Raw genomic sequence first — 24,097 nt, forward strand, 5'->3', positions numbered from 1 at the left:
TTCACTAATCCACACAATTGAGAAGTTTGTCCAACTCTAAGTTTTTGGTTCGGCTTATCGGTATTTTTTTATCCTTTATTTCTATGAATTCATGATTGTACCGTTCAACCATATTTAAGTTGATGATGAAGGATTTATGGATGCGAACAAATTTATCATCTTTTAGTCGCTCATGAAAAGCACTCATAGTGGACAAGATTACATAGTTTTTTTCTGGGGTAATGACTTTTACGTAATCGCCTAAGGCCTCTACCCAATGAATAGTATGTATGTTGAGTTCTACCTGTTTTAAGTTATGTTTTACCATTAATTTACCGTCCGTATTGGACAACGAGCGTTTTCTAAATTTTTCAATGGCTTTTCCTATCGCAATATCAAATCTATTCTTGCTATAAGGTTTTAATAAAAAATCAGTCGCATTGTAATCAAAGGCTTCTAGGGCATATTTGGGATTTTGGCTTATAATAATGACTTGTGCCGATACTTTAAGTTTTCTTAGAAACTCAAATCCGTTCATAATGGGCATTTCAATATCCAAAAAAATGAGATCAACCGGTAATTTGTTAATTACCGACAGTGCCTCTGAACCGCTGTTAAAAGATCGGTATAGTTGCAATTGAACGTTCTTTTCAACCAGTCTTTCCAGTAAAATCCTGTGTACGTTGGAGTCTTCTACTATGACACATTTTAATGTTCTCATATAGTAATTGTTAATGGTTCTCTTAATATGTACGGGAGAAAAGGTGTTGGGGTTCATAAATTTACAAAAAATTAAGACTTCGTTATAATTTTATATTAACTATTGGCATCCCTTTATTTAGTATATGTTCTCCTTATGTGCAGATTAAAACTTTTGATAACTTAATTGTAAGTTTTTTGCTCAAAAACCTACTTTTGTAGTAGAACGAAAACTGAACAACTTCAAATTATGTCTGATAAAATAGAACGCGTTAAAACATTGATTATAGGATCTGGTCCCGCAGGTTATACTGCGGCAATTTATGCCGCCAGGGCAGATTTAAAACCGGTAATGTATACGGGTATGGAACCTGGAGGTCAGTTAACGACCACGACCGAGGTAGATAATTTTCCCGGATATCCTGATGGTATCGATGGGCCTACGATGATGGTGCAGTTGCAGCAACAAGCGGAACGTTTTGGAACGGAAGTAAGGATCGGGATGATAACTGCAGTGGAATTTTCCAAAGTACCGGGAGGCATCCATAAGGTTATTGCAGATGGCGAAAAGGAGATTGAGGCAGAAACGGTTATCATTTCTACAGGAGCATCGGCAAAATATCTAAATATTCCAAGTGAGCAGCGTTTGCGTGGCGGCGGAGTATCTGCTTGTGCCGTTTGTGACGGATTCTTCTATAAAGGTCAGGATGTTGCCATTGTTGGGGCAGGTGATACCGCTGCGGAAGAGGCTTCTTATCTGGCCAATATTTGTAATAAGGTGACCATGTTGGTACGAAGGGATGAAATGAGGGCTTCCAAAGCAATGCAGCATAGGGTAAACAGCCTTAAGAATATTGAGGTACGTTATAATACGGAAGTAGATGAGGTTTTGGGCGACCAAGTGGTAGAAGGTTTACGTATGGTGAACAATAAAACCGGCGAAAAAGATGAAATTGCCATTACGGGTCTGTTCATTGCCATTGGGCATAAGCCAAATACGGATATATTTAAAGGTCAACTGGATATGGACGAGACGGGTTATTTAATAACCAAAGGCAAGTCAACCAAGACCAATTTACCTGGGGTGTTTGCAAGTGGCGATGCTCAGGACAAAGAGTACAGGCAAGCGGTTACCGCTGCTGGATCAGGTTGTATGGCCGCATTGGATGCGGAACGATATTTGGCAGAAATTGGTTCTGTGGAAGAGACCGTTGCAGGGCAGTATAAAATATAAATTGCAAGAATACCATGAAAAAAGCGCCATTTTCTAGAAAATGGCGCTTTTTCATGTTTAGAAACGGTCTAATCGATTCTTTTGTAATTTTCGGAGAACGTCCGGTTTCCTTCCTCGTCTAAACTAATTTGGCTGAACTTATCATCGCTCAGCAATAGTTCAAAGGTAAAGATCCTCATAGTATCCATAGCCTGTATCATTTCATTGTCACCGTATTCCAAGGTTTCTACCAGGCGGTCTTCAGTAATATGGTACGTTCCATAACCGAACCTTCCTACTTTGTCTACCGGTACATAACGGCTCCACATTATTTTACCGTTGTAGTACATTTTAACCTGCCGGTAACCGTCTGTTGTGGGTACGGTATCAATGACCTGTTGGCCATCATAATTATAAAAACTTTCTAATTCCCAAGTGCCCTCAATAGTGTGCATGTAGTCAGTTTTAAGGGTATTGGTAGAGGCTGCTGAAACCAAAATGAGCAATAATGCAATTAATCCTATAATTTTTTTCATAATGGTAAGGTTTAAGTTAATAATTGTGTTGAATGAGTACTAAAAAGATACGATAATTATTTATAAATTAACATAAATTATCCATGTTAATTATGGATTTAATAATTATGTATCTATTTGATTGTTGATATAATAAATCAAGAAGGGTCAAAGCGATTTATGGTATCACATAGGGTAAGAATGTCTTCCGCCGTATTTAACGCACTGATTACAATACGGCTCATTACCGCATCATTGCAAGTAGGATATCTAAAATTGGTAACGATAATTCCATTTTTTTCTAGGTACAATGTCAATTGTTCATTTTGAAAGCTAAACGTAGGATGGCCTGTAGAGAACTTGAACAAGGATGGTAACTGTACATTCTTGGTGAACAAGGTTAAATTTTTTTGTAATACCAATTGTTTCTCATGAATGATGTGTTCCGCATCCTTAATTGTAGCTAAAGCAGCTGGAGCGGCAGGACTGGAGCCTCCGTACATTTCTGTATCCCTTAATCGTTCTATCATGGTATTAGAGCCAAAAATGGCACCGGCACCTATACCGTATCCCTTTCCTAAGGAACATGAAACCACTAGATTCTTAGGGTTAAGGGATTGTAAAAATCGATAGCTTCCACCACCGTTAATTCCCGTAATGCCAATTCCATGGGAATCATCGACCACTAAGGTGGTATGTTGCAAGGGTATGGTCGTTAGCCAATGATAATCCGGATAATGCTGACCGTTAAAATCTATGCTGTCCAATAAGATTATTTTTTCCTGATTTGGAAATTTTTTTAAATCCGTGATCATTGCTAAAATAGTAGCATACTTATTGGTCATCTCATTGGATAATGCAGAATGGGTTTGTGGTGCGTAAAATAGCTTGTGGTCGTTCTTGTACAAGTATTGATAAATTAACTGACCGGCAAGATAACCGGAGGACATGGTCATACATTGTTCTGAACCAACGATATGGGCTAAATTATGCTCTACTTCATCATACACGGAAAGTTTAATATTGGATTTACGCGATGCACCGTACCCCGTACCATATCTTTTCATGTTTTTAAGGTAAAGCGCTTGAAAAGCCATATTGGTCTGTAACCCTAAATAGGAGGTACCGCCAAAATACAGATAATTTTTACCCCCTATTTTTACTTCTCTTCCCGGAAATTCATTTAGGATATGCATTATTCTAGGAGCTGAATACCGCTGCCGGCCAATTTAGGAAAGATAACCTTTGCTTCGTTAGTAATCTGTACTCCCGTAGCAATGTCCTTTTTTAACAATAAGGCACCGTCCATATCTACATAATCTAGCTGTGGCAATAATTGTGCAATGGCAGAGATGCCAACGGTAGACTCCGTCATGCAACCCACCATAATTTTTAGGCCCAATTGTTTGGCTTTTTTAATCATGCGCAGGGCAGGGGTAAGACCGCCACATTTGGTCAATTTTATGTTGATACCCGTGTAGTGAAGAGCACATTTTTCAACATCGCTCTCCACAATACAGCTTTCATCTGCTATTACCGGTAATACGCTATGGTGCATTACCTCTTCCATACCGGCCCAGTCATTGGCCTTTAAGGGCTGTTCCAAAAATTCAACGTCAAGTTCTTTAAGAATTGGGGCGTTAAATATCGTCTCTTGGGCGGTCCAGGCACAATTGGCATCTATTCTAAAAACGGCGTTGGTATGTTTTCGTAATTCTCTCACTATGGCTACATCGTCTGGAGTGCCCAATTTAATTTTATAGATAGGCCACGGCATTTCCTGCATTTTATCCCGCATAACATCAATACTGGCAATACCTATGGTATAGTTGGTAATGGGGTAATGGCTATTGTCCGTACCCCAAAGGGTGTAAAGAGGTTTTTCCTTCAATTTACCATAAAGGTCATGTGCCGCTAAATCTAATGCACAGACAGCAAAATTGGATAAGCCTTTGGAGGTTAAAAATTGATGAAATACTTCTGGGGTGGTAAAATTGAAGGTGGTTATTTCTTCCTCGATCCCCATTATCTCCTTTTCCATACTATCTACAGTAATTTTATAGTAGGGATTAGAGGTAGCTTCACCATATCCGGTTTTACCGTTTAGTGTCAAGGCAGCGATGAGGGTATCCTGAACATCATGGGACTCCCTGGAAATACTGAATGTATGTTTTAGGGGGAGGGAATATTTTTTTAAGAGTACTTGCATAGTACTAATATACAGATAAGGATGCTACTAAAAAATGAAAACCCGCTGAACGTTCAGCGGGTTTTTAATTATCCTGTTCCTTGTAATCAATACTTGTGTACGCTACCGGAAACCGATTTGTTCTTTTGTACGGAAGGTTCGCCTTTGTACGAGATGTTGCCACCGCTAGATGCTTCTGCAGTTAAATTATCCTGTACATAGATGCTCACATTTGCACCACTGCTTGCATCCGCATTGCAGGCAATCGTCTTTAAGTCGCCGGCTTTGATATTGGCACCACTGCTACCATCCACATATACTTCTTTGGCCGTACCGGATAATGTAATATTGGCTCCGCTACTGGCATCGACCTCCATATCCGTAACATTTACATTGGCGTTTAAAATTGCACCGGAACTGGCATCTACTTCCAGTTTTTCTGACTGTATCATGTTCTCTGCCGTTAATTGTGAGCCGCTAGAAGCATGAAGACCACTTACTTTTGGTAAAGTAACGTATACTTTTTTGGTAGCTCTGCCAATGTTCTCTATGGCATGAATTTTAAGTTTGCCGTTTCTAATATCGGTACCGATCAAATCCATAATATTTTCATCTGCCTCTACCAAAATATCAAAATCGCTTCCTTGGGTAACATATACCTCAAGACCTTCCGATGCCGATACTACGGTAAATTCTTCGGTTATTTCACGGGTTTCCTCAACGACCACGCCGTTACCTTTTTCCCCTGAACCAAAATCCCCAAAGTTAATGTCAAAGCCGCAAGAGGATAATAAGAGGGCTAAGACTAGAGCTACTGTAATTCTTACTAATGTTGTCATGATTGTTTGTTTTTAGATTGATGTAAATTTGATGTTTTTATAAGGTTGTTACCACAATATCTTACCCAACTGTAGATACTGGTAACCGAACTGTAATTAATTGATACTGTCATTGGCGTTGATCTTTACGCCGTTCTCGTCCACTTTCATTTTAAACATTTCTCCGTTATCGTTGACATCGATATCAATACCGTTTTCATTGATCATAATTTTTCCTTTTTCCCCATTGCCGTTAATATTGATATCTATGCCCTGGCCATTAATGTTGATACGGTTTTTGTTTTCATCCTCATTTTGAATACCCAGATAATCAGGGCAGTCTAAACAATGGAGTTCACCATTATCTTGCATTTCCCAAACATAGCCTTCCAGGTTATCCACATCCCTGTCCGTAGACATGGTCGTAATCCAATTTCTGCTATTGTCCTGTTCATAGGTTAATATGGTGCCTACCGGTAAAAATACATTTACACGTACTTCCTGATCTTTGAACTTTGGACCTTGTGTGGTCAGGTAATCATTTAAGGAAATGGTATTACCGTTTATCTCATAATCATAATTTATCTGCTCCGCAATTTCCTTTGCTTCCCTGTTAGATGGTCCGTCTGCTTCTTTACGTACTTGAATACGCACTAAACTGTCCTTTGACTTTCTTATGCGGAAACGCACATCATCAGAAACCAAGATCTTGTTACCTGCCTCATCATAAGAAATAAACGTATCTCCCATATGCATGTTTTTCTCATAATCGAACTCATCTGTCGTTATAATTCTTAGGGCAATGGTATCTGAAGGTATTACGCTCGTAATTTCATTCTCAACGGATGTGCTACCCGTATATGCGTGCGATGCCGCTTCCCTAATTCCAAAGACAATTAATAGAATTATGGATATGAGCCATAAGCCCAGCAATGAAAACTTAGCAATACTACCTATGGATTTTAGGTTGTTCACCAGTATTTTAAGCCCAAGGTACATTAGAAAGAAAAAAGGAATGCCAATAGCGAAAAATGCCAGTAAAGATACCACCCAGATTGGCATGTTGGTAGAATTCACCACATTGTAAAAATCAATGCCCGGTACATGGATCACATCCAAAATACCAACGGTAAACATACCTACAAATAAACCTATTAAGGTTGTGGCCCCAATAATGACCAATAAAATACCTATAAATTTGCCAAAAATCTTGAAAATAAACATGACAATATCACCAAAGGTGTCAAAAATTGTTTTCCCTCCTTTTTTGACGGTGTCGCCTACTTTTTCGTAATCGACACTTTTTACACGATCCGCTACGTCATCAAAACCCTCTTTGACCTTACGTTCAATATTACTAATGTTAACGGCTTGGCCGCTCATGTCCAATTTTTGAGAGGTAGTCTTTGCCTCTGGAATAAGGATCCATAACAGGCCGTAGATAAAGATGAAGCCGCCCCATGTAAAAATGGTAAGGAAAATCCATATCAAACGTATCCAAAGGGGGTCAATGCCAAAGTAATGGGCAAGTCCGGAAGAAACACCTGCAACATATTTTTTATCGGTATCCCTAAATAATTTTTTGACCCTGGTCTTTGTACCGGTACTTTTTGCCCTTGGCTCATCTTCAAAAATTTCCTCATCTACCATATAATCTTCGGGCTGGCCCATAATGGCAATGACCTCGTCCACTTCCTTATGGGTAATTACCTGTCTGTCGTTCTCCAACTTTTCATGGAATAATTCTGCAATACGGGCTTCTATATCCGCAATGATCTCGTCACTTCCAGGTGTGTTGGCAAAGGACCGTTTTACCGATTCCAAATACCTTCGCATTTTATTATATGCCTCTTCGTCAATATGGAAGAGCATGTTTGCTAGATTTATATTTACTGTCTTGTTCATTGTTAGCTTTTTTTAGTGTTGGTTACCAGGTTGGTTGCTTTTCTCAGTTCGTCCCAAGTAGTGTCCAATTCCTTTAAGAAGAGTTTTCCCGTCTCGGTTAAGGTATAGTATTTTCTTGGCGGTCCAGATGTGGATTCTTCCCATCTGTAGTTCAAGAGTCCGGCATTCTTTAACCGGGTAAGTAGCGGATAGATTGTTCCTTCTACTACCAGCATTTTGGCATCTTTTAGCGTTTCTAGGATTTCTGATGCATACTTGTCATGCCCGTTTAAGATGGACAGGATGCAGTATTCCAGAACCCCTTTTCGCATTTGCGCTTTTGTGTTTTCTACGTTCATAATGTCTTTTTGCTTTTTATGCAGACCCCCTCTTGCTGGGGGTTGCTCCATGGTCCCTGTTGTCTGCATAGATTAACTGTTCGTTTTTTGATTGATGAATAAACATCCTGATTGATTTTTTTTGATTGATTGATAAACTCTTTTAGGTGTGATGAGTACCTATTTTTAATGATTACGGTAATTATTTAATAAACTTAATGGTTAGCGGATACTGAAAGTGTTGGCCTTCATTAGTACGTATGGTAGCCAATATGGTGTACACAATATTAATGATGAACAAAGCTGATTGGGCAAAAACCAAAACTCCTGCAGGTATCATCCACGGTCCAAAGAAATGGTCACTATCAAAATGAAAATTTACCGAGTTCAGATTTGAAAATGTTGAAAATCCAAAATGGTCAAAATCAAAGAGATTTGGAATCAGTCCGCCTAAAAAGAAGGGCAAACTGATCATGCCAATTAAAATGGAGTAGAGCAAAATGCTAATTTGAAAATTCAGCGCTTGCTTACCGTTATGGTCTACGAAATCATATTCCTTTTTATTGGCGGTCCACAATACAAGGGGAATAATAAAATTCCCAAAAGGAATAAAATACTTGGAAAACGTACTTGCATGGATAATTGCAGAGAGGTTTCTTTCGTGCTTGGTTAATGTTTCTGTCATGATTGATGTATTATTTGATGATTGATGTTTTGGTTACTAGGTTAAGACCAATTACGTTGATAACCTATTAACTTCCTATGCAAATATATGTCTAAAAAAAGGTACTATGTAACGCATAGTACTAATATTTAACATTAATTTAACATTTTAGAATACTGTAAATTATGGCTACTTTTATCGAAATAATAAAAGTATATGGCTGTTACCGCTAGTAAATTCAATATGTTCGCCTTTATGAAACTACCGGCCGCCTGGTGGTGCGGAGTGCGTTTAAGGGAAATAGATAAGGAACGTGCAATTGTTACCGTAAAACATAGATGGATCAATCAAAATCCGTTTAATTCCATGTTTTGGGCCGTGCAAGGAATGGCCGCAGAGTTGTCCACAGGGGCCATGATGATAGACCAAATAGAGGCTACTGGAAAAAAAATTTCAATGCTGGTGGCCAATAATAAAGCCAATTTTTCTAAAAAGGCAACAGGTAAGATAACATTTACCTGTACGGATGGCCATTTAATAAAAGGTGCGTTGGAAAGAACCATTGCCACGGGAGAAGGGCAGACCATTTGGATGAAGTCCGTAGGTGTAAACGAAGAAGGGGTTGTGGTCAGCACATTTGATTTTGAATGGACGGTGCGTTTAAAAAAGAGATAGTTTAAGGGAGAATTACCCAAAATAGAAAGAAATTTAATTGAATAAATAATAATATATAATAATGAAAAAGTGTTTAGTTCCCTTGCTGTTATTGTTGGTAGTAAGTTGTTTACCCGATAATTCGAAATCAGAAATTCCAACGACGGATTTTACGGCTGCGAACGAGGAAGAGATAATCACCTATATAAACGATAATAATTTAGATGCTCAAAAAAGTGCATCCGGACTTTATTATGTAATAGAAAATCAAGGAACAGGTGCTGCACCAACGGCAAGTTCTGATGTTACCGTTGCGTATAAAGGATATTTTACAGATGGTTCTGTATTTGACGATAGTCAAGGAGATGGCATTACCTTTAATTTAAGTGGAGTTATTGCTGGGTGGACAGAAGGCATCACATATTTTAATGAAGGCGGTAGTGGTATATTATTGATACCCTCTCGTTTGGCATACGGTAATGCGGGTAGATCGGGAATTCCTGGTGGAGCCGTTTTAATTTTTGATATAGAATTGCAATCGGTCAATTAACAAAGTAGTATTTCCCCTATATTTAAGGAAGTTTATCATTTTAAGCAACCTTTGGCGAAGAAAATATATTTTAAGGAAACTCAGAAATTCACCCAAGGATGGTTATGGATTTTATTGATAACTCCTTTGGCTCTTTTGGTATATCAAGTTCTAGCTCCTATTTTTCAGACCGTTCCCAATACATCTGGCAATCTTTCATTTTCTATAACAGCACCTAAAAGTTTTTGGATTAGTTTTTTAGTATTGTTATTGGTAATTCTGTTGATCGCATTCTCAAAACTAAAGACGATAATTACAGAAGACACTATACAAATTAGGCATTTGTTATTTGTAAAAAAGATTATCAACACTAAGGATATTGAAAAAGCCGAAATGATTACATATGGTTTTGTAGGCTATGGTATTCGGCTAAGTTTAAAACATGGTACGGTATATAACGTTAAAGGAAATACTGGACTGGCCATTATCTTAAAAAATGGTTCAAAGTATTTGATTGGCACCCAAAAAAAGAAAGAATTATCAGGTGTCATTAAAAAAATCTTACCGGATATGTAACATTTGAATGCTAATGCACATCTAATAGTCATCAATCAAAAATAAATTATACAATGAACGCACACGAAATAGACTACGAAATTTTTGGAGAAGAAATGCAATATGTAGAAGTAGAGCTAGACCCACAGGAGGCGGTAGTAGCCGAGGCGGGTAGCTTTATGATGATGGATACGGATATAAAAATGAATACCATTTTTGGAGATGGCAGTAATCAAGATAATAGTGTTTTAGGTAAAATATTCTCTGCGGGTAAACGTATGTTAACAGGAGAAAGTCTTTTTATGACCGCTTTCTTGAATATTGGTCAGGGAAAGAAAAAAGTCAGTTTTGCATCGCCATACCCAGGTAAGATTTTACCAATAGATTTATCTGAAATGGGTGGTCGTTTTATTTGTCAGAAAGATGCTTTCTTATGTGCCGCTAAAGGCGTTTCAGTTGGTATTGAATTTTCAAAGAAATTGGGACGTGGACTTTTTGGAGGTGAAGGATTTATCATGCAAAAATTAGAGGGGGACGGAATGAGTTTTATTCACGCCGGCGGAACCTTGGCTAAGAAAACCTTAGGTCCTGGAGAAGTGTTGAAAGTTGATACAGGATGTATTGTTGGCTTTACAAAAGATGTGGACTATGATATAGAGTTTGTTGGGGGTATCAGAAATACCATATTTGGGGGTGAAGGACTGTTTTTTGCGACGTTAAGAGGTCCGGGTACCGTATATATTCAATCATTACCGTTCAGTCGTTTGGCGGGCAGGGTTCTTGCTTCTATTCCTCGTGGAGGAAAGGACAAAGGTGAAGGAAGTATTTTAGGTACATTAGGAGATATCGTTGGTGGTGATAATCGGTTTTAACTTTAAGTATTAAGTGGTAAGTATCAAGTATTAAGTATCAAGTATTTAGTATTAAGTATCAAGTATCAAGTATCAAGTATCAAGTATCAAGTATCAAGTATTAAGTATTAAGTATTAAGTGCAAAGTATTAAGTACAACGTATTAAGTACGAGGTACAAAATGAATTTGATTCTCGAACTAGATTTTTGAGCTTGAGTTTATATTTTTTTACCATCAACGTGCAACGAACAACGAACAACCATCAACCATCAACGAACAACCAATTAATGAGTTTCAAAAATCAAATAGAATTCCTTAAAGAACTTCAAAAGAATAACAATAAGGAATGGATGGACGCAAACCGAAAATGGTATAAGGAAGTACGGGATGAATATATCAATTGGCTAGATGGTATGAATAATAGACTATCAAATATTGATAAGGATTATTACGATACGCCCGGTAAAAAGGGCATCAATAGAATTAATAATAATTTGATGTTTCATCCCAACAAACCCGTGTACAAAGATCACTTTGGTGCCGGATTTGATAAAAAACCAAAGACAGCAGATTTCTATTTTGAGTTGGGTATAGAACGATGCATTTTTGCTGGCGGTTTATGGAGACCGGAACCAAAAATAGTACGTAGTGTTAGGGAGGCTATAGATTATGATGGTGATGAACTTCAAAAAATTCTGAATAAAAATTCATTCAAAAAGCTGTTTGGCGGATTATATGAAGATGTAAAACTGACCAAAGCACCTAAAGGGTTTGCGCAAGACCATAAGCATATAAAATTGCTCCGTCATAAAACCTTTGCGGTTGAGATAACCTTTGCCACGGAGCAGACTTTTCATACAAATTTCGAAGAACGATTAATTGAAGTGTATAAGGAGATGCTACCCTTTAGACGTTATTTGAATAAGGCGATTACGGTTTAGTTAATCGGCATTGGAGGCCGGTATCCACCGTGCGGATAGATCCGGGTTTTCCATATCGGCATCTAAAGGAAACATTGGCCTTTTAATACGCTTGTACCCCAATCTATTTAGGTCTTGGTCAACCCCTCCAGGAGTCAGGGCCATAATCCAATCCCCCCGCATATCATATAGTTCAGGTACCAAGTAACCTATTTTTACGACTACAATATCTGTTTCCTTTGGGTTCAGTCCTAAATTGGTGAAATCGCTTAAATGGTGGTAAGGCTTTCTTTTTTTGGTAACTATAACATGTATGCTCCCAATTTTCACTACGACCTCAACTTCTGCATTGACATCGCCTTGCTTTATGGCCGTAATAGTACCTTCTAAAGTCAATGGTCCTGCAAAGCGGTTATCCACTGCAGCTCCAGCTTCAGCTTTAATTTTTCCGCCGACTCCTATTTCAAGGGCTTTAGCTACAAATTCTGGTCCGGGAATGGAGGCATAAATTAACGATGTACCATTATCAGATGCAAACTCTGGCCTTGCGAGCAATTGTTTTAATGTCCATGTTACATCACCTGCACCGCCAGCGGTAGGGTTATCTCCCATGTCACTGATCATATATGGCTTTTTGTCACTGGCCAATGCCAATTTCAAACTTTCGTCCAAAGTGGTGGTAGGGGCTACAAATTCAAATTGTTTTCTAACCTCCCAAAAACTTTGTGCTAGATGTTCAGCTCCCTGTTCAACTTGCTCTTTATTATCACCGGTCACCATAACCACGGCATGATTTCTTGGTTCATCTGCCCAAGCGTAGCCTATCCAGATAGCCGCATCAATGACTCCGTCTTGTTTTGTGATATCCGGAATTTTTGCATACAGACTTTTGCCCGGTTCTATGCGCGTACTCGTTTTTTCCCCTGGTAAAAGTATGGGTACGGGAACCCAAGCTTTGTATGCAGGTTTACCTTTGCCATTTTCCAATCTATCTATAAGGTTGGAAACAGCTCTTTTTTTAGACTGTATTGCATCTTCATGCGGCGCCATACGATAGCATGTAATGAGATCGGAATGTTGTGCCAATCGTTCAGAGACATTGCCATGTAAGTCCATGGAAGTTGATACCAGAACATCATCGCCAATGACCTCACGTATACGGGCTATCAAATCTCCCTCGGGGTCATCCAAACCAACAACGCTCATTGCACCGTGTATATCAAAAAAAAGTCCGTCATACGGTCCGTTTTCTTCAAGAAGTTTTAAACTTTTGGCTACCAAGGATTCATAAGCCTCTCTCGTTACGGTACCTCCTGGTAAAGATTTGCCTACCAGTGTTGGTATCCATTCTGCCCTTTGTCTCTGTAATGAATCCACCTGTAAAAAAGGATATCTGTTATAGACGGAATCCCCAATTTTTGCATGAAAGGCTTCTTCCGTAGAAAGGGCTGGAGAAAACGTGCTACTTTCAATTCCTAGACCGGCAATGGCAATTCTCGGTAATTTTTTTTGTTGCAGGTCCTTTGTACCCTCATTGCAGGAAGAAAGAACCAATACGAACAGAATCAAGTAAATGTAAGTAGTTTTCAATACAGAAGTTGGTTTATGGTTTGTTACGAAAAGATAGAAAAAAAGCAGTGTTAAAACCAATAGTATTTGCCCGATGACCTGTATGAGGCTATCAATGTAATAAAATAACCTGTTAGGCACACTTTTAACGAAAAGGTTTTCGAAGATATGGATGTTGGTTTTTTGATTGTTTAATCCATATTATGATGTAAACACAACACTTAATTTTAAAGTTTAGGCTGAAATCTATGTAGATAGCAAATAGCTAGAAAGTGAACAAAGTTTGACACGTGCATTAAATCAACTAAATTGGGTGTAGAAATCAACTCAAACCAAATAATGGCAAATTTTAATATTGATGCAAAGAAGGAGGTTACCTATGATGCGATCGTTATTGGATCGGGAATTAGTGGCGGATGGGCGGCAAAGGAACTTTGTGAAAAAGGATTGAAAACATTAGTGCTGGAGCGTGGGCGTATTGTTGAGCATGTAGTGGATTATCCTACCATGAACGTGGATTCTTGGGAAACGGAACTACGGGGCGGTCTAACACCAGAGCAGAAAGAAAAACATTATAAGGCAATCAGGTCTGGTTGGATCGGTACAGATACGGAACATTTTTGGGCAGATGATAAAGCTAATCCATATACGGAAGAAAAGCCTTTCTTATGGTTGCGAGGCCATCAAATGGGGGGTAAGTCTTTGTTATGGGGCAAGCAGACCTACAGATGGAGCGATTTGGATTTTGAGGCAAATGCCAAGGACGGCCATGGAGTAGATTGGCCTATCCGATACAAGGATATAGAACCTTGGTATACCTATGTGGAGAAATTTGCGGGCATTAGTGGAGAGGCCTTAGGTTTACCGCAATTACCGGACAGTCATTTTTTACCACCAATGGAATTAAATTGTGTTGAAAAACATGTGAAAAGTAGGATAGAGGAGGAGTTTTCCGGTAGAAACATGATTATTGGAAGGGTAGCCCATTTAACCCAACCCCACAACGGTAGGGGCCAATGTCAAAATAGAAATAGATGTAGCCGTGGTTGTCCGTACGGAGCTTATTTTAGTAGTAATGCCGTTACTTTACCTCCGGCAAATGCTACAGGAAACCTGACCATACGACCTTTCTCAATTGTTCAATCTTTGATTTATGATGAAAAAAAGGAAAAAGTCACCGGAGTAAGAATCATTGATTCCGAGACCAATGAGGCCATAGAATATTCGGCAAAAATAATATTCGTCAACGCATCGACCTTAAGCACAACACAGATACTCATGAACTCTAAATCTAACCGTTTTGAAAACGGATTGGGTAATGATAGTGGTGAGTTGGGCCATAACCTAATGGACCATACCTATAGGGTAGGTGCAATAGGAACGGTAGAAGGTTTTGAAGATAAATATTATAAAGGGAGAAGACCAAATGGTATCTATATTCCCAGATATGTGAATATTGATGAGAAGAGTAAATCTGATAAATTTTTACGTGGTTTTGGTTATCAAGGAGGAGCCTATAGAGGAGGTAATGCGGCAAATGTAGAAGCCTTTGGAGCAGATTATAAGGATAGCATACTAAAACCCGGTCCATGGGAAATGTTCATAACAGGTTTTGCGGAATGCCTACCGTACCACGATAATAAAATTTCCTTGAATACGGACGTTTTGGATAAATGGGGGCAACCGACATTAACTATAGATGCTGAATTCAAGGAAAATGAAAAAGCGTTGAACAAACAAATACAGGAAGATGCCGTAGAAATGCTCACAAAAGCCGGGGTCAAGGATGTTTTAGGCTTTGATAATGAGCATCCGCCCGGATACGGAGTGCACGAAATGGGTACAGCACGAATGGGGCGTGATCCAAAGACTTCCGTATTAAATGGATTTAACCAAGTGCATGCCGCTAAAAATGTATTTGTGACGGATGGTGCGTGTATGACCTCGTCATCTTGTGTAAATCCTTCATTAACCTATATGGCATTAACGGCCAGGGCAGCGGACTATGCGGTATCCGAATTAAAAAAATTAAATATCTAGGCAATGGACAGAAGAAAAGCGTTACAAAAAACAGGACTTTTTGCGGGAGCAACATTTTTAATGCCTTCCATGCTTTCATTATTTGAATCTTGTAAATCTGAAAATAGATTAGATTGGAAACCGTTGTACTTTACGGATGTAGAGGCAAAAACTATTGCTTCCTTGGTAGATAAGATTTTACCTAGAACAGATACGCCAGGGGCCTTAGATGTAAAATCTGATATTTTCATCGATACGGTAATTGCTAAATCTTACGATAAGGCCGGACAAGAACATATGAGGGCGGATATAGCCGCTTTTAATGAAAATTGTTCTTCTAAATATGGTGATGTATTTTATAATTTAAGCGATGATGATAAAACGGCCGTATTGAATGAGGCCGAAAAAAGTTCAGGTAAATTTGGCAAAGGCGTATGGGGTGCTGGTGTAGGGCCTCAAGAAGAAATTGGTTTTTACAGGTCAATGAAGTCCATGGCCATTTGGGCATATATGACGTCTGAAGAAATTGGTAAAAATGTTTTGAATTATGATCCCGTTCCAGGAGAATATGAACCTTGCAAGCCGCTTTCCGAGGTTGGGAATAAATGGAGTTTAGGCTAAGTTTTTAAAATTCTAGTAAGATGCTTTAAATAGCTTCACTACAATAGACCATCATAATGCATATTCTTTATGATGGTTTTTTAATGGAATCAAGATTCTAAGGTATATTTATGGTCAAACTTAAATTTCTTGTAGATTGAAAAATAATAAAGTGCGCAACATAAAGAGGGAAATTTTATCGGATAATTGGTACACCCTTAATAAATATACATTTGAATACCAAAGACCAGATGGTACTTGGGAAACGCAAAATCGTGAAGCATATGACCGCGGAAATGGGGCGGCCATACTTTTGTACAATGCGCATAAAGGTACAGTGGTATTGACCAAACAATTTAGGATGCCTACCTATGTAAACGGAAATGATGATGGTATGATGATAGAGGTTTGTGCCGGTTTATTGGACGGTGACAACCCGGCGGACTGTGTACGGAAGGAAACCGAGGAGGAAACTGGGTATAAGATCAATAATGTCAAAAAAGTGATGCAAACTTATATGTCCCCCGGGTCCGTAACCGAAATCTTGCATTTGTTCGTAGGTGAGTACGATGACAGTATGAAAGTCAGTGAAGGTGGTGGCGCTGAGGACGAAACTGAAAATATTGAAGTATTGGAATATCCGTTTGATAAAGCAATGGAAATGATCGCCACTGGTGAAATCAATGACGCAAAAACCATTGTACTACTACAGTATGCCAAATTAAATGGGTTAGTTTAAACAAAAACATCCGACAAAAATATATGGATGATTTAGATACCATAGGGTTTGGAGGTGGTTGTCACTGGTGTACGGAAGCTGTATTTATGGCACTTAAAGGCGTTGTTAAGGTTGAACAAGGTTTTATTGCGCCATTGGAGAATATGGGAAGTTTCTCGGAAGCGGTGATTGTACATTATAGTCCAGAGATAATAGATTTGAAGGATTTGGTTGCCATTCATTTAGATACTCATAGAAGTACCAAGAACCATTCTATGCGTAACAAGTATCGTTCTGCCATTTACTATTTTGAGAAAAATGACAAGCCTGTTCTATTAAAAATTATGTCAGAGTTGCAACAAGATTTTAATGCCCCGATTATTACGGATATACTTTCGTTCGGAACTTTTAATTCATCCGAAGAACAATTTCAAAATTATTATTTCAGCGATATTGATAAACCGTTCTGTAAAACCCACATAGCGCCCAAGATTAACTTGTTGAAAGAGAAGTATGTTGAACATGTTTCTACAAGGTTAACTTAGTTAGTAGTGATCTCGTAGCATTTGCAACATTGCTTCAAGATGGGTGCGTTCATCACTTGTTGAATTTCTAAAATGATTGTTCATTACACTGAAAATCAAGGTTTTTCCAGAGTTTGTAATTAAATATCCACTTAGGCAATAAGTGTTGCTCAGACTACCCGATTTGGCATAAATATATGGTTTTTGATTGCCGGCAAATCTATTTTTTAATGTACCGGATAGTCCTCCGGCAGGGAAAATAGTATATAAACGTTCCCTAGGTAAATCTATATATAGTTTGTTTAAAACTTCAACCATATTCTGTGGGGTAAACAAATTGTACCTTGATAAGCCGGAACCATCTACCCAACGCGGTGATTGACCTAGATCGGCCAGCTGGTTCTCCAAGATGTAAGTTCTGGCCATAGCACTGCTCAACGTATCTTTTAACTCAGATGCCGCAAGGATCAATAACTGCTCTGCAATAAAATTATCACTTTCGTGCATCATTCTAATGTATAGGGAATCTGCATTTATGCCACGCAAGGTTTTTTTTGTTCCCTTGGGCATACGCGGCCGTGTTGTAATTTTTTGATTCAAGGTATTTTCCAAGATAGAGCGTGTAGTTGCCGTACTCGTTATAAAGGGTATTTCTAAAGTATCACGACCTTGGGTTGGATAAAAAAATAAATTGGAAGTTTCCTTGCGTTGGTCGGTATGGTTCATATTTAGCACACTATCCTTAAAATAAGGGGGAGTGACCTGTATTCCTTGATTTGTATTTATCATTACCACATTTCCGTATAAGGGCAAAGCATTTTTTTCTGGGGAATAATACCATTGATAATCATCCCATGCCCAACCTGGACCATATTTTTTATCCTGAAAATTATCCGTTACATACACCAAATTGGTCTTGCTTTTCAAAAATGTAAATGCAGTGGAATCCTTTAAATACGGGTGTAGAAATGATGGGTCGCCTGTTCCCTCAAAATATAGGGTGTCATTAGATTCTATATATTTAAGGGCAGGTATGTGGTCTGGGATGGTTTTAATAGCGGTGTACAGGGTGAATATTTTGGTATTACTGGCAGGTATAAAATATTTATCACTTTCACGATCGTATATGGTATCCTTGGTTTCGGCATCGATCACTAAAATACCTGTAAATTGATTTTTATAAAATGGGGTAGATAACTTATTATCCAGTTGTTTTGTAAGCAAGGCCCTAGAGCTACGGCAAGCGGTAAAGGTCAATGTAACTAAAAGGATATAAAGTAAATTCTTCATGGCTTCTAAAGTACAAAAGATTCATCTTTAAAATCTTGAAAAATTTAACACGCAAACGTTTACTTTAACTTTTTATATGCAATATTAACCCTCCAAATCTGTTTATCTTTATACCACAACAAACTAATTAATTAATGTAAATCATGGCTATTTCAATGCTAGAGTATAGTAAGACAGTACTTAAAAAAGTGAGCTTTGATACATTGCTTTTTTGCAAAGAATTAAAAAAAGCGCTCATGACCTTACTACCGGAAGAGGTAGAAGAATTGAAAATCTGGTTGGAACATTATATTACGGACAAGCCAGAATTACAACAAAGTTTAATTTACTTAAAATCATAACAAAGAGCCACTGTAAAGTGGCTCTTTTTGTAAGCAACCAATTAGCTGTTTCTGTATCTATTTAATAAATAGATGTTATGAAAATTTCCATATCAATTTTATTATTGTTCTTTCTAACGTGTCAAAAAGATGATGTTTTTTACGATACCCCAATAGATGAAACGGGTATAGTGGGTGAGTGGTTGCTAAAGGAAACGTATATAAGCCCAGGTGGCGAAACCGATTGGAAAGATGTAGCCGAAGGGCATATGTATTTATTCCGATCAGATGGTAGTTTTCAAAAAACGGCCACGGCAACAACACCAGGGCAAACAGGAGATTATGAAATAAATGAAAATGAACTAATTCTATATGTAAATAACGATACGGCAAAAGATACCTTGGGCTTTAACGCCAATTTTAATGACGTGAAAACAATTTTGACATTGTCGCCTACGTACCCCAATATGTGTATAGAAGGCTGTTATTACCGCTACAAGAAGCAGTAGTTTATTTGTTCAACGGACTAATAATCTTAACATCCTGAAAAGCAATTGCACCGCGTACTACACTTGTAATTACATCTTTTAGGGCATCGGTTATTTGTACCTTTAGTTCTTTTTTGTGGTAGATCAAACTAACTTCACGGGCAGGTGAAGGTTCTTTAAAATATTTAAGTTGTTTCTTTTTTCCGGTATCTAGTTCAATGGTGTTCAGGTAGGGGAGTAATGTCATTCCCAGTCCTTCGTTAGATAGGTTGATCAAGGTTTCAAAACTTCCACTTTGCAGACTAAAATGTTCACCGCCTATTTTTGGTGTCTTGCAAAGATTTAATACGCCTTCCCTAAAACAATGTCCGTCTTGTAGCAATAAAATATCGGCTATATCCAAATCTTCCGGGACCAGTTCTTTTTTATTGCCCAAACGATGCTCATTAGGTACATACCCAACAAAAGGTTCATAGTATAAGGGTCGTTCCTTTATAAAATCTATCTCTAAAGGAGTAGCCGCTATTGCGGCATCCAAATGGCCATCTTGTATATTTTTGATCAGGCTTTCCGTATTCTGCTCCTTTATGATCAAATTTACCTTTGGATACTTCTGTATAAAGGTTTTTAAGAACATAGGTAGTAACGTTGGCATTATGGTAGGTATAATTCCTAACACATAATCCCCGCCAATATATCCTTTTTCCTGTTCAACAATATCTTTTATCCGTGATGCCTCATTGACAATATTCTTGGCCTGTTCCACAATTTTTTTACCAACTTCTGTTATGGTAATGGGCTTTTTACTACGGTCAAAAAGAAGAATATCAAGTTCATCCTCTAACTTTTGTACTTGCATACTAAGGGTAGGCTGTGTAACAAAACTCTTTTCTGCAGCAAGCGTAAAGTTTTTATATTCCGCTACGGCAAGTACATATTGCAATTGGGTAATGGTCATATGTATAGTTTAAGGCTATAAAGTTACCAAAAACTATATTTAGAACCTATAAATGATTTCACTGTATCATTAAATTATTAATCCAAATTGGAAATGAAATACTACGGTTGAACAGATGCTCTTAAATTATGGTATTAATTCTAATAAATGCTGATAATGGTATTGATAAAACGTTGATAATATAATACTTACAGGTGTTATGAAAAGGTGTTATTTTAATTGGATATAGTCCAATTCAAGATTAAAATCCTCTTCTTTGTTATTACCAATTAGAATACCTATCTGAGTAAGAAAATCGCCATGGTAATTAGGCATCTTTAGGGCATCTCCTCTAAAAAATGGTTCCATTTTCGAGAATGGTATGTTAATGGTTTTCCATTCCTTACTACTCGTAAAATGATAAATATAAGAGTGCCGTTGATGCTCTCCGGATTTACATCTAAATTGATATTTTTTTCCATCGCCCTTTAACCTAATTTCAAAAGATGAAAACTTTGATACATCTATCCTATCCATATCGTACCGCACTAAACAAAAACCGCCATTGTGTTCTAAGGATACATGTCCGCTGAAAACACCTTTACCCTCTTTGTTCAGTTGAACAAGTCCCATGGAGACACCGCCCATGACCTCATCATTTACTATATGCCAGTTGCTAAGTTTCCTTTCTTTGGAAAATTGATAAATCATTAAAACATCGCTCATAAATTTCCTTAAATTAATAACCATTTAAAAGTACACGATGCCTAAGGTACATGTACATCCATTTAAAGTATAATTTGACTTAATAAAATTGGAGTAAGTAAAAAGGGGCCATGTTATATTCTCTCCATTTATGGCCTATGTTCTAAATAGTGTTCTAAGTCCTTATAGGCAAAATAGGTAATTGATAATAATACCGATACAAACGTCATAATTAGGGAAAAAAGTAGATAGGTCATGATAATAGCCTTTTTAAGAATCTACCTTATTTACGTCAAAAATTGAAAATGGTTTGTTGTTTCTACTATGTTAAGGAATCATTTTTCTCATTTCACCCGCAACCGCCTTCTCTGCAGGGCCTCTTTTTTCCAATTCGTCAATAATCTTAGCATGATCTTGGTTTCTGCCTTGCGATAATTTGTGAACGGCCTGTATCTCATTAATGGTAATTTCAAATCCTATTATGCCCGTAACCTGTCTCATGGTTTTTTTGGACATATCATTTAAGGAGATAGGATGTTCAGAAGCTTTTTCATACTTATTAACCAATTGATGCAGGGCATCTAGAAGCTCTTCTTGACTTTGTAATTTAACCGTTCCATAAACGTGAACGGCAACATAGTTCCATGTTGGAACCTCTTCTTTTGTGTACCAAGAGGAGGAGATATAACTATGCGGACCGTTGAAAATGCATAGGACTTGATTTCCGTTTGCTAGATTTTTACTTTGAAGGTTTGCCTTGGCTATATGTCCTACCAAAACCTCAGAACCTTTTTTATTTTGGGTAAGTTCCAAAGGAATATGTGTACCCCAAGGTTTACCTTCTATGGTATTGATTAGAATACCAAAACTATTATTTTTTAAGAAGTTGCGTATCTCTGTTGGGTCATTGTTCCTGTAGTGTTCCGGTATAAACATGGATTACGTTTTATACCGTAAATATAAACGATATTCCTTCCTTTTTATGAGCAAATTATTTAATGTTTTACGCTAAGTCTACTCAATGACGATAGCTATCTTGTATTGAAATTTTTAAATAAAGAATATGCCATTTATAACAAATACAAAAGCAAAAGAACCTGTAGATATATTTTATGAAGATTATGGAAGTGGACAACCGGTCATACTTATACATGGTTGGCCGTTAAGTAGGAAATCTTGGGAACAACAAGTATGGAAAATCGTTGAGGAAGGGTTTCGGTGTATCTCTTATGACAGGAGAGGGTTTGGTACATCTTCCGCACCATGGGAAGACTATGGTTATTCTGCTTTGGCCAGTGACTTACAGGCCATAATTGAAAAATTGGATTTAAATGATGCCATTATTGTCGGGTTTTCTATGGGTGGTGGAGAAGTAGTCCGTTATTTAACGGATTACGGTTCTGATAAAATTGCAAAAGCGGCATTGATCAGCTCAATTATTCCTTTGGTGAAACAAAAATCTGACAATCCAGATGGGGTAGCGGAAAAGGATTTGGATGGAATTATAGATGCTCTACAAAACGATAGGGTAGGGTTTTTAAAGGAGTTCAGCAAAGGGTTCTATAATTTTGACGAGAATAAAGGTGAGCGGGTAAGTCAGGCACAACTAGATTATGATTTTACCATTGCTTCCTTTGCTTCGCCCAGAGCTACCATACAGACTGCTTTGGCTTGGATGCATACAGATTTTAGGTCCGAGTTGAAGAATGTGGATGTACCTACGTTGATCGTACATGGAGATGCAGATGCTACGGTGCCCATTGAAACCTCGGCCAAACAGGCAGCAGCGGAAATTAACGATAATACCTATAAAATCATTGAAGGGGCTCCACATGGGCTTAATATTACCCATGCCAAAGAACTGAACGATATCCTAATAGGCTTTTTAAAAAAATAAGCATTTGACTAAGTTGAAAAGATCGGGCCACTTTGCCCGATTTTTTCTTTTCCAGAAGTTTCATGATAAGAAGAACGACTTTTATACAATGTGCAATTCTACTTCTTGTACTTATTTTAATAGGTTGCAAGCAGATAAGAAAGGTGGCAGATGTACTGGTACAACCTACCGCAAGGGAAATTTATGCACGAAATTTTGAGAACGATAATCAACAGTTTGCCATATGGGAAAGAGCGTTTAAAGAAGCAAGAAAAGATAGTTTGCTCATTAATTTGCCCTATGTGGAAATAGCCAAAGGGTTTTCCCATAGGTATGTGGTCTATAGTTATAACCTCTTTTTGGAAGAGGGAGTAACATTACATGTTGATATAAAAAATAGGGAAGAAGAGAGTCGGTTTTTTATAGACGTCTTGCAAATAGAATCAGATAGTAGCATTACTCAATTTGCACAAAATGAAATCAACAGCCCTATATTGCAGGTTGACATTGAAACAACAGGTACCTATAAAATATTGATACAACCGGAAATAAATGCTCTAGGTGATTTTGAGATACAAATGTACAATACGCCCAGGTTCATGTTTCCTGTGGCAGGGAGCACTAATGATGCCGTACAAAGTTTTTGGGGTGCCAAGCGTGATGCCGGCGCACGTTTACATGAAGGTATAGATATATTTGCCACACGCGGCACCCCGGTGGTTGCCGCCGCGGAGGGTAGAATTACTTCAGCAGGTAATAGGGGGTTGGGCGGTAAACAAGTATGGTTGCGTACCGGTTTGTTGGGAAAGTCGCTTTACTATGCCCATTTAGATAGTATTATGGCACAGGTAGGAGATAGGGTCAACGTAGGAGATACATTGGGTCTGGTAGGTAATACAGGCAATGCTAGGACTACTGCGCCGCATTTACATTTCGGTATATATAAAACTGGTAAAGGAGCGGTTAATCCGTTACCATTTGTATGGAAGACCACCAAGCCGGAACTGACGAATCCTTTGCCGATCATACCTCAACTAATGGTTTCTTCAACAAGGGCCAATCTAAGAAATAGTCCTACCACCAATAGTTTGGTTGTGGGAGAGGCAATTAAAAGTGATACGTTACAATTACTGGGCTATACAAACAAGTGGGCCCATGTACTTACCGCTAGCGGTAAAAAGGCTTTCGTTCATAGTAGTCTAGTAGCTACACCCTAATAAACGGTTGTTCAAAAAGGCCTTGA

General features: G+C 38.1%; 27 protein-coding genes. 14 read left to right on the forward strand and 13 right to left on the reverse strand.

Going from position 1 to position 24,097, the window contains the following annotated elements; translation table 11 throughout:
• Positions 1-4 precede the first annotated feature (4 nt).
• Entirely contained in the window at positions 5-700 is a 696-nt protein-coding gene (locus CHB68_RS06150; RefSeq protein WP_179213156.1) for a LytR/AlgR family response regulator transcription factor, read from the reverse strand.
• A 228-nt stretch (positions 701-928) separates the two neighbouring features.
• On the opposite strand from CHB68_RS06150, the gene trxB reads away from it, so the two are divergent.
• Positions 929-1,912, forward strand: a complete 984-nt coding sequence (trxB, locus tag CHB68_RS06155) for a thioredoxin-disulfide reductase (protein ID WP_089259996.1) — start codon at positions 929-931, stop codon at positions 1,910-1,912.
• A gap of 68 nt (positions 1,913-1,980) precedes the next feature.
• On the opposite strand, the gene CHB68_RS06160 is transcribed toward trxB, so the two are convergent.
• The 7 genes from CHB68_RS06160 to CHB68_RS06190 all read right to left on the reverse strand — a co-directional run bounded on the left by CHB68_RS06160 (position 1,981) and on the right by CHB68_RS06190 (position 8,319).
• A complete protein-coding gene (locus tag CHB68_RS06160) occupies positions 1,981-2,427 on the reverse strand; it encodes a hypothetical protein (protein WP_089259997.1) in 447 nt (148 codons plus the stop codon).
• A 137-nt stretch (positions 2,428-2,564) separates the two neighbouring features.
• On the reverse strand, positions 2,565-3,602 hold the full coding sequence (locus CHB68_RS06165) for an aminotransferase class I/II-fold pyridoxal phosphate-dependent enzyme (RefSeq protein WP_245838844.1): 1,038 nt from the start codon (positions 3,600-3,602) through the stop codon (positions 2,565-2,567).
• A complete protein-coding gene (locus CHB68_RS06170; RefSeq protein WP_089259999.1) occupies positions 3,602-4,615 on the reverse strand; it encodes a dipeptide epimerase in 1,014 nt (337 codons plus the stop codon). The genes CHB68_RS06165 and CHB68_RS06170 overlap by 1 nt, the downstream gene beginning before the upstream one ends.
• 86 nt (positions 4,616-4,701) lie before the next feature.
• Positions 4,702-5,433 (reverse strand): head GIN domain-containing protein, encoded by a 732-nt coding sequence (locus CHB68_RS06175; RefSeq protein WP_089260000.1) that lies wholly within the window; start codon positions 5,431-5,433, stop codon positions 4,702-4,704.
• A 96-nt stretch (positions 5,434-5,529) separates the two neighbouring features.
• Positions 5,530-7,317 carry a PspC domain-containing protein gene (locus CHB68_RS06180; protein ID WP_089260001.1) on the reverse strand — a complete coding sequence of 596 codons (1,788 nt, stop codon included), beginning with the start codon at positions 7,315-7,317 and terminating at the stop codon, positions 5,530-5,532.
• Positions 7,318-7,319: 2 nt separating this feature from the next.
• Positions 7,320-7,655: a PadR family transcriptional regulator gene (locus tag CHB68_RS06185; protein ID WP_089260577.1), complete on the reverse strand. Its 336-nt coding sequence runs from the start codon at positions 7,653-7,655 to the stop codon at positions 7,320-7,322.
• A gap of 181 nt (positions 7,656-7,836) precedes the next feature.
• Positions 7,837-8,319, reverse strand: coding sequence for a DUF4870 domain-containing protein (locus CHB68_RS06190; RefSeq protein ID WP_089260002.1), 483 nt, complete (start codon positions 8,317-8,319; stop codon positions 7,837-7,839).
• Between the two features lie 195 nt (positions 8,320-8,514).
• Here CHB68_RS06190 and CHB68_RS06195 point away from each other — a divergent pair, with 195 nt between their 5' ends.
• The 5 genes from CHB68_RS06195 (at position 8,515) to CHB68_RS06215 (ending at position 11,829) form a co-directional block, all read left to right on the forward strand.
• Positions 8,515-8,973, forward strand: a complete 459-nt coding sequence (locus CHB68_RS06195; protein ID WP_089260003.1) for a DUF4442 domain-containing protein — start codon at positions 8,515-8,517, stop codon at positions 8,971-8,973.
• Positions 8,974-9,034: 61 nt separating this feature from the next.
• Positions 9,035-9,502 carry an FKBP-type peptidyl-prolyl cis-trans isomerase gene (locus tag CHB68_RS06200; RefSeq protein WP_089260004.1) on the forward strand — a complete coding sequence of 156 codons (468 nt, stop codon included), beginning with the start codon at positions 9,035-9,037 and terminating at the stop codon, positions 9,500-9,502.
• A gap of 51 nt (positions 9,503-9,553) precedes the next feature.
• Positions 9,554-10,057, forward strand: a complete 504-nt coding sequence (locus CHB68_RS06205) for a hypothetical protein (protein WP_089260005.1) — start codon at positions 9,554-9,556, stop codon at positions 10,055-10,057.
• Positions 10,058-10,110: 53 nt separating this feature from the next.
• Complete coding sequence (locus tag CHB68_RS06210) at positions 10,111-10,908, forward strand: TIGR00266 family protein (protein ID WP_089260006.1); 798 nt, start codon at positions 10,111-10,113, stop codon at positions 10,906-10,908.
• A 192-nt stretch (positions 10,909-11,100) separates the two neighbouring features.
• Positions 11,101-11,829: a DUF2461 domain-containing protein gene (locus tag CHB68_RS06215; protein ID WP_317043806.1), complete on the forward strand. Its 729-nt coding sequence runs from the start codon at positions 11,101-11,103 to the stop codon at positions 11,827-11,829.
• Here the strand turns inward: CHB68_RS06215 and CHB68_RS06220 are convergent, their stop codons facing one another.
• Positions 11,830-13,398, reverse strand: coding sequence for a M81 family metallopeptidase (locus CHB68_RS06220; protein WP_089260007.1), 1,569 nt, complete (start codon positions 13,396-13,398; stop codon positions 11,830-11,832).
• Positions 13,399-13,716: 318 nt separating this feature from the next.
• Between CHB68_RS06220 and CHB68_RS06225 the strand changes: the two genes are divergently transcribed.
• From CHB68_RS06225 to CHB68_RS06240, 4 genes are all read left to right on the forward strand, one after another.
• Entirely contained in the window at positions 13,717-15,417 is a 1,701-nt protein-coding gene (locus CHB68_RS06225) for a GMC oxidoreductase (protein ID WP_089260579.1), read from the forward strand.
• Between the two features lie 3 nt (positions 15,418-15,420).
• Complete coding sequence (locus tag CHB68_RS06230; RefSeq protein ID WP_089260008.1) at positions 15,421-16,017, forward strand: gluconate 2-dehydrogenase subunit 3 family protein; 597 nt, start codon at positions 15,421-15,423, stop codon at positions 16,015-16,017.
• A 136-nt stretch (positions 16,018-16,153) separates the two neighbouring features.
• Positions 16,154-16,735, forward strand: a complete 582-nt coding sequence (nudK, locus tag CHB68_RS06235; protein WP_089260009.1) for a GDP-mannose pyrophosphatase NudK — start codon at positions 16,154-16,156, stop codon at positions 16,733-16,735.
• A 23-nt stretch (positions 16,736-16,758) separates the two neighbouring features.
• Positions 16,759-17,259 carry a peptide-methionine (S)-S-oxide reductase gene (locus tag CHB68_RS06240; protein WP_089260010.1) on the forward strand — a complete coding sequence of 167 codons (501 nt, stop codon included), beginning with the start codon at positions 16,759-16,761 and terminating at the stop codon, positions 17,257-17,259.
• On the opposite strand, the gene CHB68_RS06245 is transcribed toward CHB68_RS06240, so the two are convergent.
• Positions 17,260-18,528 (reverse strand): D-alanyl-D-alanine carboxypeptidase/D-alanyl-D-alanine-endopeptidase, encoded by a 1,269-nt coding sequence (locus tag CHB68_RS06245; RefSeq protein WP_089260011.1) that lies wholly within the window; start codon positions 18,526-18,528, stop codon positions 17,260-17,262.
• Positions 18,529-18,671: 143 nt separating this feature from the next.
• Between CHB68_RS06245 and CHB68_RS06250 the strand changes: the two genes are divergently transcribed.
• Together CHB68_RS06250 and CHB68_RS06255 are read left to right on the forward strand one after the other, a co-directional pair.
• Positions 18,672-18,869, forward strand: coding sequence for a hypothetical protein (locus tag CHB68_RS06250; RefSeq protein ID WP_089260012.1), 198 nt, complete (start codon positions 18,672-18,674; stop codon positions 18,867-18,869).
• 77 nt (positions 18,870-18,946) lie between these two features.
• On the forward strand, positions 18,947-19,357 hold the full coding sequence (locus CHB68_RS06255) for a lipocalin family protein (protein WP_089260013.1): 411 nt from the start codon (positions 18,947-18,949) through the stop codon (positions 19,355-19,357).
• A 1-nt stretch (position 19,358) separates the two neighbouring features.
• Here CHB68_RS06255 and CHB68_RS06260 read toward each other — a convergent pair whose 3' ends face one another.
• From CHB68_RS06260 to CHB68_RS06270, 3 genes are all read right to left on the reverse strand, one after another.
• Positions 19,359-20,294: a LysR substrate-binding domain-containing protein gene (locus CHB68_RS06260; protein ID WP_089260014.1), complete on the reverse strand. Its 936-nt coding sequence runs from the start codon at positions 20,292-20,294 to the stop codon at positions 19,359-19,361.
• A gap of 210 nt (positions 20,295-20,504) precedes the next feature.
• Complete coding sequence (locus tag CHB68_RS06265; RefSeq protein WP_089260015.1) at positions 20,505-20,999, reverse strand: CIA30 family protein; 495 nt, start codon at positions 20,997-20,999, stop codon at positions 20,505-20,507.
• A gap of 306 nt (positions 21,000-21,305) precedes the next feature.
• On the reverse strand, positions 21,306-21,914 hold the full coding sequence (locus tag CHB68_RS06270; RefSeq protein WP_089260016.1) for an FMN-binding negative transcriptional regulator: 609 nt from the start codon (positions 21,912-21,914) through the stop codon (positions 21,306-21,308).
• Positions 21,915-22,041: 127 nt separating this feature from the next.
• Between CHB68_RS06270 and CHB68_RS06275 the strand changes: the two genes are divergently transcribed.
• Positions 22,042-22,875 carry an alpha/beta fold hydrolase gene (locus tag CHB68_RS06275; RefSeq protein WP_089260017.1) on the forward strand — a complete coding sequence of 278 codons (834 nt, stop codon included), beginning with the start codon at positions 22,042-22,044 and terminating at the stop codon, positions 22,873-22,875.
• Positions 22,876-22,937: 62 nt separating this feature from the next.
• Entirely contained in the window at positions 22,938-24,071 is a 1,134-nt protein-coding gene (locus CHB68_RS06280; protein ID WP_089260018.1) for a M23 family metallopeptidase, read from the forward strand.
• Positions 24,072-24,097: the final 26 nt, after the last annotated feature.

Origin of the sequence: Maribacter sedimenticola (genome assembly GCF_900188415.1) — a bacterium.
Classification (GTDB): Bacteria; Bacteroidota; Bacteroidia; order Flavobacteriales; family Flavobacteriaceae; genus Maribacter; species Maribacter sedimenticola.

Bases quoted from the DNA above. Each gene is read 5' to 3' on its own strand.
- CHB68_RS06150 (WP_179213156.1), bottom strand. From the start codon at position 700: ATGAGAACATTAAAATGTGTCATAGTAGAAGACTCCAACGTACACAGG.
- trxB (WP_089259996.1), top strand. From the start codon at position 929: ATGTCTGATAAAATAGAACGCGTTAAAACATTGATTATAGGATCTGGT.
- CHB68_RS06160 (WP_089259997.1), bottom strand. From the start codon at position 2,427: ATGAAAAAAATTATAGGATTAATTGCATTATTGCTCATTTTGGTTTCA.
- CHB68_RS06165 (WP_245838844.1), bottom strand. From the start codon at position 3,602: ATGCATATCCTAAATGAATTTCCGGGAAGAGAAGTAAAAATAGGGGGT.
- CHB68_RS06170 (WP_089259999.1), bottom strand. From the start codon at position 4,615: ATGCAAGTACTCTTAAAAAAATATTCCCTCCCCCTAAAACATACATTC.
- CHB68_RS06175 (WP_089260000.1), bottom strand. From the start codon at position 5,433: ATGACAACATTAGTAAGAATTACAGTAGCTCTAGTCTTAGCCCTCTTA.
- CHB68_RS06180 (WP_089260001.1), bottom strand. From the start codon at position 7,317: ATGAACAAGACAGTAAATATAAATCTAGCAAACATGCTCTTCCATATT.
- CHB68_RS06185 (WP_089260577.1), bottom strand. From the start codon at position 7,655: ATGAACGTAGAAAACACAAAAGCGCAAATGCGAAAAGGGGTTCTGGAA.
- CHB68_RS06190 (WP_089260002.1), bottom strand. From the start codon at position 8,319: ATGACAGAAACATTAACCAAGCACGAAAGAAACCTCTCTGCAATTATC.
- CHB68_RS06195 (WP_089260003.1), top strand. From the start codon at position 8,515: ATGGCTGTTACCGCTAGTAAATTCAATATGTTCGCCTTTATGAAACTA.
- CHB68_RS06200 (WP_089260004.1), top strand. From the start codon at position 9,035: ATGAAAAAGTGTTTAGTTCCCTTGCTGTTATTGTTGGTAGTAAGTTGT.
- CHB68_RS06210 (WP_089260006.1), top strand. From the start codon at position 10,111: ATGAACGCACACGAAATAGACTACGAAATTTTTGGAGAAGAAATGCAA.
- CHB68_RS06225 (WP_089260579.1), top strand. From the start codon at position 13,717: ATGGCAAATTTTAATATTGATGCAAAGAAGGAGGTTACCTATGATGCG.
- CHB68_RS06230 (WP_089260008.1), top strand. From the start codon at position 15,421: ATGGACAGAAGAAAAGCGTTACAAAAAACAGGACTTTTTGCGGGAGCA.
- CHB68_RS06240 (WP_089260010.1), top strand. From the start codon at position 16,759: ATGGATGATTTAGATACCATAGGGTTTGGAGGTGGTTGTCACTGGTGT.
- CHB68_RS06245 (WP_089260011.1), bottom strand. From the start codon at position 18,528: ATGAAGAATTTACTTTATATCCTTTTAGTTACATTGACCTTTACCGCT.
- CHB68_RS06250 (WP_089260012.1), top strand. From the start codon at position 18,672: ATGGCTATTTCAATGCTAGAGTATAGTAAGACAGTACTTAAAAAAGTG.
- CHB68_RS06255 (WP_089260013.1), top strand. From the start codon at position 18,947: ATGAAAATTTCCATATCAATTTTATTATTGTTCTTTCTAACGTGTCAA.
- CHB68_RS06260 (WP_089260014.1), bottom strand. From the start codon at position 20,294: ATGACCATTACCCAATTGCAATATGTACTTGCCGTAGCGGAATATAAA.
- CHB68_RS06265 (WP_089260015.1), bottom strand. From the start codon at position 20,999: ATGAGCGATGTTTTAATGATTTATCAATTTTCCAAAGAAAGGAAACTT.
- CHB68_RS06270 (WP_089260016.1), bottom strand. From the start codon at position 21,914: ATGTTTATACCGGAACACTACAGGAACAATGACCCAACAGAGATACGC.
- CHB68_RS06275 (WP_089260017.1), top strand. From the start codon at position 22,042: ATGCCATTTATAACAAATACAAAAGCAAAAGAACCTGTAGATATATTT.
- CHB68_RS06280 (WP_089260018.1), top strand. From the start codon at position 22,938: ATGATAAGAAGAACGACTTTTATACAATGTGCAATTCTACTTCTTGTA.